Here is a 12,220-nt window from a genome sequence, read left to right as displayed (position 1 = left end):
GCGGAATGATATGAGCTTTTTAAAGCGTATGAAAGAAAAGTTAATGGGTGGAACGAAACTGGAGCAAGAAGAGCTTTTAGATGAAGTGGTAGAAGAAGAGATAACTGATGAGCAGCACCCCACTGAAAAATTAGTAGAAGATACGACTGAAGACAATTCAACTGATTCAACTGATGAAGAATTGGAAGCAGAAGTTCAACAGGAAGTTGTGGAATCTGAAAAAGAAAAAAAAAGTAAACGTGGATTCTCAGCTTTCTCTATTACAGAAAAATTCAAATCCGGTTTAACCAAAACGCGTCAATCATTTACTTCAAAGGTGAATGATTTAGTAGCACGCTATCGTCACGTAGATGAAGAATTTTTTGAAGAGCTTGAAGATTTATTGCTTCAAGCAGACGTTGGTATAGAAACGGTTATGGAATTAACCGATAAGCTACGATTTGAAGTACAACGTAAAAACATTAAAGACACAGCTGGTATACAAGCGCTAATCTCTGAAAAACTAGTAGAAATCTATGAACAGGGAGAAAAGGATATAACAGAGTTAAATATCCAAGAAGGAGATTTAACAGTGATCTTATTTGTCGGTGTTAATGGCGTAGGGAAAACAACGACAATCGGCAAACTAGCTCATCGTTTCAAACAACAAGGAAAAGATGTCTTGCTTGCGGCAGGGGATACTTTTCGTGCTGGTGCCATCGACCAACTACAAGTGTGGGGAGATCGTGTCGGTGTTGAAGTGATTAAACAGTCGGAAGGATCAGATCCAGCGGCAGTCATCTATGATGCTATTCGTGCAGCTAAAAAAAGAAAAGCAGATATTTTAATTTGTGATACGGCGGGACGTTTGCAAAATAAAGTTAATCTGATGAAAGAACTAGAAAAAATTCATCGTGTCATTTCCCGGGAAATCCCGTCGGCTCCACACGAAGTTTTGCTGGCGCTTGATGCCACTACAGGACAAAATGCGCTACAACAAGCACAAATTTTCAAAGAAGCGACAAATGTCACAGGGATTGTGTTGACCAAATTAGATGGTACTGCAAAAGGTGGTATTGTACTTGCCATTCGTAACAAGTTGCATATTCCAGTAAAATTCGTTGGCCTTGGAGAACAAATGGATGATCTACAACCATTTGACTCAGAACGCTACGTATATGGCTTATTCGCCGATGCAATAGATGAGCAATTAGCTAAAACAGAAGATGAATGAAGTGGATTTAATCATATAGTTTTTTTAGTAGCTTTCTTACTTCTTGCGCAAAGCTCTGAAATTCCTACCGGTAGATTAAAAATAGCATGATAGGATGACTAAAATGTCTTTTACTAAGGAAACATTTTATACTCCTACCATACTATTTTTATTTTTGCATAGCTTTTTCTCAAAATAGACAAGTATTTTTACTTGACGGGAATAATATTTGTCTTTATGATACAAGAGAGTATGTAAAAAAGGAGAGGTTTCGATATGCTACTTGAAAAAACAACACGCATGAACTTTCTCTTTGACTTTTATCAAGCGTTATTGACGGAAAAACAACGTAGTTATATGCAACTTTATTATCTAGATGATCTTTCGCTTGGAGAGATTGCAGAAACTTACAATATTTCGCGTCAAGCAGTTTATGATAACATTCGTAGAACAGAGGCAATGCTTGAAGAATATGAGGAAAAGCTTCAACTTTTCGAAAAATTCCAAAACAGACAGCAAATACTTGCCAAACTTACAAAAAGTATAACAGATGTTCAAACAGACAGGGAAGAACAGTTATCGTTGATTGAGCAGTTAAAGCAATATGATTAGGAGGCGGCATCATGGCATTTGAAGGTTTAGCGGAGCGACTCCAAGGGACGATTAACAAGATTAAAGGCAAAGGTAAAGTAACCGAACAAGATGTAAAAGAAATGATGCGTGAAGTTCGGTTTGCATTAATTGAAGCCGATGTTAACTTGAAAGTCGTAAAAAGCTTTGTGAAGAAAGTTAGCGAACGTGCTGTAGGTCAGGATGTTATGAAAAGTTTAACACCAGGACAACAAGTCATTAAAATTGTAAAAGATGAGCTAACAGAATTAATGGGTGGGGAACAAAGTCCGATTAAATTCGCGACCAAACCACCTACTGTTATTATGATGGTCGGTTTGCAGGGGGCTGGTAAAACAACGACTACCGGCAAACTAGCCAATGTATTGCGTAAAAAATATAACCGTAAGCCATTACTCGTAGCCGCTGACATCTATCGTCCAGCAGCAGTACAACAGTTACAAACATTAGGAAAACAATTATCCTTACCAGTATTTGCTTTGGGTACGGATATTTCACCTGTTGAAATTGTACGACAAGCTTTAGAACAAGCAAAAGAAGAACACTATGATGTTGTATTGATTGATACTGCTGGTCGATTACATATCGATGAAAAGCTGATGCAAGAATTAAAAGATATTCGTGCGTTAAAAGAGCCAGATGAAGTATTCTTAGTAGTCGATGCCATGACAGGGCAAGATGCAGTAAATGTCGCTGAAAGTTTTGATGAAGCGGTGGGCATCACTGGCGTTGTATTAACAAAGCTTGATGGTGACACTCGTGGTGGTGCTGCACTATCTATTCGTTCTGTTACCCAAAAACCGATTAAATTTGTTGGGATGGGCGAAAAAATGGATGCACTTGAATCATTTCATCCTGAAAGAATGGCATCTCGAATTCTTGGGATGGGCGATGTGATGACGCTTATTGAAAAGGCCCAAGCAACAGTCGATGAAGAAAAAGCCAAAGAGTTAGAAGAAAAATTCAAAACGCAAACCTTTACATTAGATGATTTCCTTGAACAAATGAGTCAAGTGAAAAAGCTTGGACCACTGGATGAACTTTTAAAAATGCTACCAGGAGCAAATAAAATTAAAGGGCTTGAAAATGCCAAGATCGATGATAAACAAATTGGTCATATTGAAGCGATTATCTTATCGATGACTCCAGCTGAAAAAACAAATCCTGAAATTATCAATGCAAGTCGCAGAAAGCGTATTGCGAAAGGATCTGGCTCATCTGTTCAAGAGGTAAACCGTCTTATAAAACAATTTGAAGATATGAAAAAAATGATGAAACAGATGACTGGAATGACACAAAAAGGAAAGAAAAAAATGAAGCTTCCTGGACTAGATTCCTTGTTTAAATAAAAAATTTAAGCTAAAATACAGTGTGTTAAGAAAAAACACTTTACAAACAATTCAAAACTTGCTATTATACTATCTTGTGTGAAACTATTCGGAGGTGCAATTAAAAAATGGCAGTTAAAATTCGTTTAAAACGTATGGGAGCAAAAAAAACTCCTTTCTATCGTATCGTAGTAGCTGACTCACGTTCACCACGTGATGGTCGCTCAATCGAAACAATCGGTACTTTCAATCCATTAACTTCTCCAGCAGAAGTCAACATTGACGAAGCAAAAGCATTAGCTTGGTTAACAAATGGCGCGAAACCATCTGATACTGTACGTAACTTGTTCTCAGAACAAGGAATCATGGAAAAATTCCATAACTCTAAATTCGGTAAATAATCGGAGGTGGCCTTATGCAGCAGCTGATTGAAACAATCGTAAAACCTTTAGTCGACCATCCAGATGATGTGAAAATTATAACTGACGAAAACGACCATTGTATCGTTTATAAACTTTCTGTACATCCTAGTGATATCGGAAAGGTCATTGGCAAGCAAGGGCGAGTTGCTAAAGCAATTCGAACAATTGTTTACTCAGCCGCAGGCAGCCATCATAAGAAAAAGACTTATATCGATATTCTAGATTAAAACAAACGAGGGAGGAGCAAACGTTCCTTCCTTTTTTATATAGTTGCTAGTATTCTTTGCTTGTTTATATCAGCTGACTTTTAAGGTTAAGTGGAAAAGTCCAAGATTTTAGTGTGAATAGCATAAGAAAAACGGTAATTTGCAGGTAAAGATGAAAGTTTCCGTTTATCGCAAACATTTGATATGAACAGGAACGCTTAGTAGAAGAGCACTCGTTTGCATGGATCTACATATTGAAGAGGTGAACATTATGGAATGGTATAACGTAGGAAAAATTGTCAATACTCACGGTATTCGTGGAGAAGTCCGTGTTATTTCCCAAACTGATTTTCCAGAAGAAAGATATGTGGTTGGTCAACAGTTAGGTCTTTTTAAAAAAGGTGAAGAAAAGCCCTTGTTACTTACAATTGCTTCTTCTCGCCAGCACAAAAACTTTATTCTTCTATCATTTGAAGGCTATCCTACTATCAACGATGTAGAATCCTTTCGGGATGGCCTATTAAAAGTAAATGAACAACAACTTGAGGAAGATAAGCTACAAGATAATGAATTCTATTATCATGAAATAGTTGGATGTACCGTATATGATCAACAAGGAAATGAAATTGGAAAAGTGAAGGAAATCTTCGAAACAGCTGCAAACGATGTATGGACTGTTAAAGGATTGGATGGCAAAGACCACTATATTCCAGTTGTAGATGAGTTTATCAAGGAAATTGATATTGATGAAAAGAAAATTGTGATTGAAGTAATAGAAGGGTTATTGTCATGATGAGAATTCACGTATTGTCTTTATTCCCTGAGATGTTTACTGGGGTATTCGGGTCTTCTATTTTAAAAAAAGCACAAGAAAAAGAAGCTGTGCAATTATTAGTAACTGATTTTAGACAGTTCTCTAATAACAAACATGCTCAAGTAGATGATTATCCCTATGGTGGAGGAGCGGGGATGGTATTAAAACCAGAACCGTTATTTAACGCTGTAGAAGCGCTTGTAGCGGGAGAAAAGAAACCGCGTGTTATTCTAATGTGCCCACAAGGAGAACGCTATACACAAGCGAAAGCTGAGGAATTAGCAAAAGAGGAAGAGTTGATTTTTGTTTGCGGCCATTATGAAGGGTACGATGAACGGATTCGCCAATTTTTAGTGACAGACGAGCTATCCATTGGTGATTTTGTCTTAACTGGTGGCGAATTAGCGGCTATGACCATCATCGATAGTGTTGTACGATTACTCCCTGGTGTTCTCGGTAATGATGATTCACCGGTACTCGATTCTTTCTCTACGGGATTACTTGAACATCCGCATTATACACGCCCTGCAAACTTTCGAGGAATGAAAGTACCGGATGTATTATTATCTGGCAATCATGCAAAAATTGAACAATGGAGAATGGAACAATCATTAAAGCGTACATTTCAGCGGAGACCTGATTTATTGGAACATATAGAGCTAACACCTGAACAGCAAAAATATTTAGCAAAGCTTAAAAACTGTAAAGTATAAACACTTGCAAGAGGATTAAATGTATGCTAATATTTAAGTTGCATTTCTGCGGAGATGTCGTATTACGGTGTTCCGCTGTAGCAACCACAGTGACCTGCAAGAGCATCTGTCTAAGGAGAGAAAACAATGTCAAATATTATTTCAGAAATTACGAAAGAACAACTTCGTACTGATATCCCTGCATTCCGTGCTGGTGATACAGTAAAAATCGACGTTAAAGTAGTCGAAGGTACTCGCGAACGTATCCAAGTATATGAAGGTGTAGTTATTAAACGTCGTGGTGGCGGTATTAGTGAAACTTTCACAGTTCGTAAAATTTCTTACGGTGTTGGAGTTGAACGTACATTCCCATTACACACTCCAAAAATCGCTAAACTAGAAGTAACTCGTCGTGGTAAAGTACGTCGTGCTAAATTATACTACCTACGTAACTTACGTGGTAAAGCTGCTCGTATTAAAGAAATTCGATAAGCTTACTTTTAAAGATGGAGAGCTTGCATTTCAAGCTCTCTTTCTTTTTGCCTGAAATGATAAATCCTTGTACAATATAAGGAGAAAAGTCAAGGGGGACGTCGATGATGGAGAAGCAAAAAAAAGAAAAGAATGAGTTGTGGGAATGGACAAAAGCACTGATCATTGCATTTGCACTTGCAGCCGGAATTCGATACCTACTTTTTACACCAATTGTGGTTGATGGTGAGTCGATGATGCCTACTCTTGAAAATGGTGATCGTATGATTGTCAATAAATTCGGTTATCGCATTGGAGATATCCATCGATTTGATATTGTTGTATTTCATGCGCCAGAGAAAAAGGATTATATTAAACGAGTCATTGGTTTACCTGGTGATAAGTTAGTTTATAAAAACGATCAGCTTTATATAAATGGCAAAGCGATTGATGAACCCTACTTGCAAAAATTTAAAAACGAAATTACGGATGGTGGCACTTTAACAGAAGACTTTTCACTGAAAGATATTCCAAATGTACATGGGGATACCATTCCAAAAGGCTATGTTTTTGTTATGGGAGATAATCGCCGTTATAGTAAAGATAGCCGCCATATTGGGATCGTTTCCGTTGATAAAATTATTGGTAAAACAAATATTGTTTTTTGGCCATTTGATCAAATGGGTAAAGTGAATTAACAAATAGGAGTGAATAAGTTGACGATACAATGGTTTCCTGGACATATGGCTAAGGCACGTAGACAAGTTACGGAAAATTTAAAACTTGTCGACATTATTTTTGAGTTAATAGATGCACGTCTTCCAATGTCATCCAGAAATCCGATGCTTGATGAGATCATTCATCAAAAAACAAAATTATTAATATTAAACAAGGCTGATATGGCAGATGAAGTACAAACCAAAAAATGGCTTGTTTATTTTGAGCAACAAGGTCATAAGGCAATTGCCATAAATTCATTAGATGGAAAAGGTTTGAAACAAGTGACAAAAGCTGCTCAAGAGTTATTAGCTGATAAATGGGCACGTATGAAAGCGAAAGGCTTAAAGACACGAGCCATTCGTGCCATGATTGTTGGCATTCCCAATGTGGGGAAATCAACACTGATTAATCGCCTAGCTAAAAAAAATATTGCTAAAACAGGTAATACACCTGGTGTTACGAAATCGCAGCAATGGATAAAGGTCGGTAAGGAACTTGAATTACTTGATACACCAGGAATTTTATGGCCTAAATTTGAAGATCAAGAGGTTGGTTATAAATTGGCTTTGACAGGTGCTATAAAAGACACCATTACCAATATGGACGATCTTGCTATTTATGGTCTGAAATTTTTGAGCAAGCACTATCCAGGAAGAATGGAAGAGCGCTATCAAATTTCTATCTTGAGTGATGACATTGTCGAGACTTTTGACCATATTGGAAAATTACGTCGCGTTTACATATCTGGTGGCGAAATAGATTATGATCAAGTAGCTGAACTTATTGTACGTGATATACGTGGTCAACAGCTCGGTAAGCTAACCTTTGATTTTGTAGAAAACTTTGCCCAATAGAGTAAAACTCCACACAATGGGAGCTTTACAATCTATTACCGCGGGATAAAAATCAACCTTTTTTACCATAGGGTAAAGAAGGTTTTTTCTGCATTTTAAAAAAAGATTGCCGATAAAAAGAATATCAATAAAGTGAAACTCCATCAGTGGGGGGTTCTTCTCCCTCACTTGAACTAGAGGAACTCAGGTTAAAAGCGCCACGTCCTGTGGCAACACCTGAGGGACCAACATCCTGTTGGTCCGAACCAATCGGACTTTTACAGGCAGTTGATTCCCCAATTATCTTTCTTGTTTTTCTCTAAATCTTGAGATAGGAATCTTACTGCCCGTTAAAGCGGGATAAAGTGAAACTCCATCAAGTGGGGGGTTTCTTCATCCCCCACTGATGGTTAGTTGAACCAATCGGACTTATACGGGCAGTTGGCCCCCCAACTATCTTTTTCATTTCTCTCTAAATCTTGAGATGGGGGTCTTACTGCCCGTTAAAGCGGGATAAAGTGAAACTCCATCAAGTGGGGGTTTTCTTCATCCCCCACTGATGGTTAGTTGAACCAATCGGACTTATACGGGCAGTTGCCCCCCAACTATCTTTTTCATTTCTCTCTAAACCTTGAAAAGGGGGTCTTACTGCTCGTTAAAGCGGGATAAAGGAGATTTTTCAGTGACTACCATAAAAGAAGTGAAAGAAGCATTATTAAAAGAGTCTGAATGGAAACCTTGGATGACTGCGTTAGAAAAGGATACAAGACAAGGCGTTAAAAAAGCATTGGAACAATGGCAGCATCGTAAAGCGAAATATGATCATTTATTATCAGAGCATAAGAAGAAACTTGATTTTGATAACTCGTATAGACCTTTTCCACATGCACTTATTGCAGGTACAGATGAAGCAGGACGTGGCCCATTAGCAGGCCCTGTTGTTACAGCAGCTGTCATTTTACCTGAGGATTGTCCGACACTCGTAGGATTGAATGATTCAAAACAATTATCAAAAGAAGCAAGAGAAAGTTTTATCGAAAAAATCAAAGAATGTGCGATTGCTACATCTATTCATTTTCAACCTGCAAGTGTGATTGACGAAATAAATATATATGAAGCCACAAAACAATCGATGAAAGCTTCCATCGAAACTCTTTGTAGAAAACCAGATTTTATATTAGCAGATGCTATGACATTATCGATAAATGTTCCACAAAAGTCGATTATAAAAGGAGACGCTAAAAGTCTAGCAATTGCTGCGGCTTCCATTCTTGCGAAAACAGCAAGAGATCATTATATGGAGAAAATGGCTGAAAAATATCCAGAGTATGGTTTTGAAAAGCATGTAGGATATGGGACAAAACAACATTTAGAGGCATTACGACAATATGGACCTACTGAAATCCATCGTAAAACCTTTGAACCGATTAAATCTATGATTCTTCAGAAAGGATGAAAAAAATTGAATTATCCTTCGCTATCATCAGTTCAGCTGCAACAAATAAATGGATCAATGAACGATCATTCATTAGCTCTAAAACAGGGACAAGTTATTCATGGGACGATTAAACAACTATATCCAGACCAAATGGCAGAGGTTCAAATTGGTGGACAACGTGTAATGGCAAAACTAGAAGTGCCTCTACAAGCTGGAAATTCACATTATTTCCAAGTATCAGGAGTAGAACCAGATCTACAACTCAAAGTGGTGTCAGGACCGATGTCCCCGTCAGCATCTCTAGCACAACAAGTCCATCAGTTGCTCGACTCTTTGCAATTGCCACAAACAACTGAGATGAAACAATTAGCTTCTTATTTTTTGAAAAATAATTTGCCCATTACTAGGGATCAGATGCAACAAGCAGAGCAAATCATCAAAACATTGCCTGAAACAGTCACTTCTAAAGAAGCATTAAATGTTTTGCAAAAATTAGTAGAGTTAAAATTACCGATACAGCAGGATACATTCCAAGCTATTTTACAAGGAAGTATGAAACAAGGCTTTACAGAGGCTTTAGGAAATCTACAGCAGTTATTATTACAAGATGAATCCATTCCTCAAGCAATACGTGAACAGCTTTTAAATCAATTGCAAATGGTCAGTAAACCCCTTGCCGTAGAAACGGGTGGCGTATTATTAGCCAAAATGATCGATCTTTTATCAACCCCATCATCTTCTTTAACAGAAAAGGCAGCCATTTTGCAGATCTTAAAAGAAGCAGGAATTATGCCAAAAAATGCAAATTTGTTTAATGGGGGTACAACGCTATTACAACCATCAACTAGCGATCGGTTATGGCAACAATTTTTTTCTCAAGTTCAAGCTGGTCATGCGAAGGAAGTGGTAGCATTATTGCCACAGGTGAAAGAATCTGTGCAACAAAATGCATTACTATCAGATGCTCAAAAGCTAACGATACAACAGGCTATTGCCAAGGCGCTTGCACAACCAACCATACAGAATTTACAAGCAACTGTAAAAGAGGTTCAAACAGTGCTTCAGCAAACGGTGAAATCACCCGTGCAGTTGTTAAATTCACTGAATTCAGCATCCCCCAAGGATATAAATGGATTACTATCACAGCTCAAAACGGTTATTCAAGGGCAATCTTTGTTATCAGCAACACAAAAAGAAGGATTACTGCAAGTACTAGAAAAGTTTGATGTTGAGAAGAGTACACCACAGTCCATTCAAGCTTTGGCGAAGGATTTTCAAAGCCAATTGTTAAAGGCTTTTAGTGAGTCAGCTCAACTACAACCATTTCAAACAGATGTATCCGGCATGACAGCAAAACAGCAATTGGTGCAAATTCTAAATGCCAACGAATCCAGCGAACAGCTATTGACGAAACTAATGCAACAAACAATGAATTCAAAATCAGAAGTCCTTCAACAAATGTTTAGTCAAACGGAGCAACAATTGGCACAGCAGCTCGACAGTAAGGCTTTTGAATCAGCTATCAAACAAACCTTGCAAAATTTAGGGTTAAGTTATGAAGCAAAATTAATAGATAAATCGAACGATATTCAACAAGTTGCCAACCAATTAAAACCGCAATTATTAGGTCTATTACAAGATGATTCTGTATCCAGTACGACAAAAAGTGTGGCGGATCAGATAGTGGCTAGGATGAATGGCATGCAGTATTTATCAGGGGAAAATGGCCCCCAACATCAATTAATTATGCAAGTACCACTAGAATTCTTTGGAAAAAAGACAGAGGCAACATTACAATGGAATGGTCGTATGAAAAAAGATGGGAAGATCGACGCAGATTATGCTCGTATACTTTTTTATTTACAGCTTAGTTCCATTCAAGAAACTGTGATCGATATGCAAGTGCAAAGTCGTATTGTCACAGTGACAGTATACAATGAAAATGATCATTTGAAAGCTTTAGCCGATTCTTTAAAAACAACTCTCAAAATGGGGCTTTCGCAACATAATTATCAACTTTCAGGTGTTTTTATCAAAAAATATTCAACAGAGCATTCACAAAGAACGACACCAAAATCATCGACATCAGAAGAACGTACCCAAGGAGTCGATATACGAATATGAATGAAAAACAACAAACGAGAAAAGAAGCAGTTGCACTGTCCTATAACCCTATAAATAGCGATATACCAAAAGTTATTGCAAAAGGGAAGGGAAAGATTGCTGAAAATATATTGGAGCAAGCAAAAACACATAATATACCTATTCAGGAAGATCCAAATCTTGTTCAATTATTAGGACAATTAGATTTAAATGAAACTATTCCAGAAGAACTTTATCAAGCTGTTGCAGAAGTATTTGCTTTCATCTATCGCCTAGATCAATTACATGAAAAACACTTATCTCACCACCTTTAGAGGGGGGCTTCTGTACCTGCCGCTGCGCTTTCGGAAAAAAAGGATTTGTTCCTGCTACTACGCTTTTGCCGCATAAAACATTTGCCGAATCAAGATAAAGGATAGTTAGTAATAGGGAAGTTCTCGGATTTATGCCTACATGTTTGTTCTGTTTTTTTAATCAACATCCCGATAAAATATAAATATTGTAAATAATTTAATTTTACAGTGTAAAGCTTAAAAGAAAAGTACAATTATTCTATTCGAAAATAATTCTTTTGTTTAGTTTTAGCTTTCAATGGGGAAGAAACAATGGACCCAAAAGCGTGTTGAAACGAGGGAATTGAAGCAAAGTCATGGAAAACAACATCCTGATCGTAACATATAAATCTGAATGTTCATGTTTTCAAGAAAGAAGAGACTTATGAAAATTGATTCAATTGAATAGAAAAAATATCCTGTTTACTTTAGGTTAGTATATTTTAATTCTATATGAACAGGTAATAAGGCTTATATATCAAGATGAAATCAAGCAGGAGAAATGTGGAACAACTGCTTGTAAAAGGATTGATTGGAGCAGTTCATATAAAGTGGGGGATGAAGAAAATCCTCCCATGTGTAAGCGGAACATTATTCCAAAACTATTTTCATAAAACGCCTGAACCATAACGGCAACAATTTTCTGAAAAATAAAATAAGCATTAATATTCTATCTTATAAATCAAATTAACTATATTAATCGATTTTTTCATTGTTAAGTTTAGAAATAGTTAAAATCTTTTATTGAAAAGCAAAAAATATTCTGATAATGTTAGTTATAGAATTGAATACGCCACATTTTTTGGTGCAGATGAGAAATGAAGATTTATCATTTGCTTAAAAGGGAAGTTGGTGAAAATCCAACGCTGTCCCGCAACTGTATTTGGGAGTTTGTAGATGTTGACCACTGTTTGACTTTGTCAAATGGGAAGGTGTCTGCAAATGTTGATCATAAGCCAGGAGACCTGCCAAGAAATAAAGCATCAATTAACCACGCGGATGGGGAGGTGTTATGTCGAGGCCAATGATACACATGTTT

General features: G+C 37.1%; 13 protein-coding genes and 1 riboswitch. All 13 genes read left to right on the top strand.

Annotated elements, in window-relative coordinates; genetic code table 11:
• Window positions 1-10: 10 nt before the first annotated feature.
• The 13 genes from ftsY (at window position 11) to FEZ13_RS07980 (ending at window position 11,163) form a co-directional block, all read left to right on the top strand.
• Entirely contained in the window at window positions 11-1,213 is a 1,203-nt protein-coding gene (gene ftsY, locus FEZ13_RS08040) for a signal recognition particle-docking protein FtsY (protein WP_146552141.1), read from the top strand.
• A 255-nt stretch (window positions 1,214-1,468) separates the two neighbouring features.
• A complete protein-coding gene (locus FEZ13_RS08035) occupies window positions 1,469-1,804 on the top strand; it encodes a putative DNA-binding protein (protein WP_146549391.1) in 336 nt (111 codons plus the stop codon).
• A gap of 11 nt (window positions 1,805-1,815) precedes the next feature.
• Window positions 1,816-3,171, top strand: coding sequence for a signal recognition particle protein (gene ffh, locus FEZ13_RS08030; RefSeq protein WP_146552140.1), 1,356 nt, complete (start codon window positions 1,816-1,818; stop codon window positions 3,169-3,171).
• Between the two features lie 107 nt (window positions 3,172-3,278).
• Window positions 3,279-3,551, top strand: coding sequence for a 30S ribosomal protein S16 (rpsP, locus tag FEZ13_RS08025; protein WP_146552139.1), 273 nt, complete (start codon window positions 3,279-3,281; stop codon window positions 3,549-3,551).
• 14 nt (window positions 3,552-3,565) lie between these two features.
• Window positions 3,566-3,799, top strand: a complete 234-nt coding sequence (locus tag FEZ13_RS08020; RefSeq protein ID WP_146549388.1) for a KH domain-containing protein — start codon at window positions 3,566-3,568, stop codon at window positions 3,797-3,799.
• A gap of 250 nt (window positions 3,800-4,049) precedes the next feature.
• Window positions 4,050-4,571, top strand: a complete 522-nt coding sequence (rimM, locus tag FEZ13_RS08015) for a ribosome maturation factor RimM (RefSeq protein WP_146552138.1) — start codon at window positions 4,050-4,052, stop codon at window positions 4,569-4,571.
• Window positions 4,571-5,305: a tRNA (guanosine(37)-N1)-methyltransferase TrmD gene (trmD, locus tag FEZ13_RS08010; protein WP_146552779.1), complete on the top strand. Its 735-nt coding sequence runs from the start codon at window positions 4,571-4,573 to the stop codon at window positions 5,303-5,305. Before rimM ends, trmD begins: the two co-directional genes overlap by 1 nt.
• A 126-nt stretch (window positions 5,306-5,431) precedes the next feature.
• A complete protein-coding gene (gene rplS, locus FEZ13_RS08005) occupies window positions 5,432-5,776 on the top strand; it encodes a 50S ribosomal protein L19 (protein ID WP_102692685.1) in 345 nt (114 codons plus the stop codon).
• Window positions 5,777-5,883: 107 nt separating this feature from the next.
• On the top strand, window positions 5,884-6,453 hold the full coding sequence (lepB, locus tag FEZ13_RS08000; protein ID WP_146552137.1) for a signal peptidase I: 570 nt from the start codon (window positions 5,884-5,886) through the stop codon (window positions 6,451-6,453).
• An 18-nt stretch (window positions 6,454-6,471) separates the two neighbouring features.
• Window positions 6,472-7,329, top strand: a complete 858-nt coding sequence (gene ylqF, locus FEZ13_RS07995; protein ID WP_146552136.1) for a ribosome biogenesis GTPase YlqF — start codon at window positions 6,472-6,474, stop codon at window positions 7,327-7,329.
• A 661-nt stretch (window positions 7,330-7,990) separates the two neighbouring features.
• Entirely contained in the window at window positions 7,991-8,764 is a 774-nt protein-coding gene (locus FEZ13_RS07990) for a ribonuclease HII (protein WP_146552135.1), read from the top strand.
• A gap of 6 nt (window positions 8,765-8,770) precedes the next feature.
• Complete coding sequence (locus tag FEZ13_RS07985) at window positions 8,771-10,870, top strand: hypothetical protein (protein WP_146552134.1); 2,100 nt, start codon at window positions 8,771-8,773, stop codon at window positions 10,868-10,870.
• Window positions 10,867-11,163 (top strand): EscU/YscU/HrcU family type III secretion system export apparatus switch protein, encoded by a 297-nt coding sequence (locus FEZ13_RS07980; RefSeq protein WP_146549382.1) that lies wholly within the window; start codon window positions 10,867-10,869, stop codon window positions 11,161-11,163. The genes FEZ13_RS07985 and FEZ13_RS07980 overlap by 4 nt, the downstream gene beginning before the upstream one ends.
• Window positions 11,164-11,967: 804 nt before the next feature.
• A riboswitch (cobalamin riboswitch) is annotated at window positions 11,968-12,168 on the top strand.
• Window positions 12,169-12,220: the final 52 nt, after the last annotated feature.

It is taken from the genome of Rummeliibacillus sp. SL167 (assembly GCF_007896505.1).
In the GTDB taxonomy this organism is placed as follows: Bacteria; Bacillota; Bacilli; order Bacillales_A; family Planococcaceae; genus Rummeliibacillus; species Rummeliibacillus suwonensis.
The sequence above is the reverse complement of the archived record's forward strand: the minus strand, read 5'-3'. Positions and strand labels throughout refer to the sequence as shown.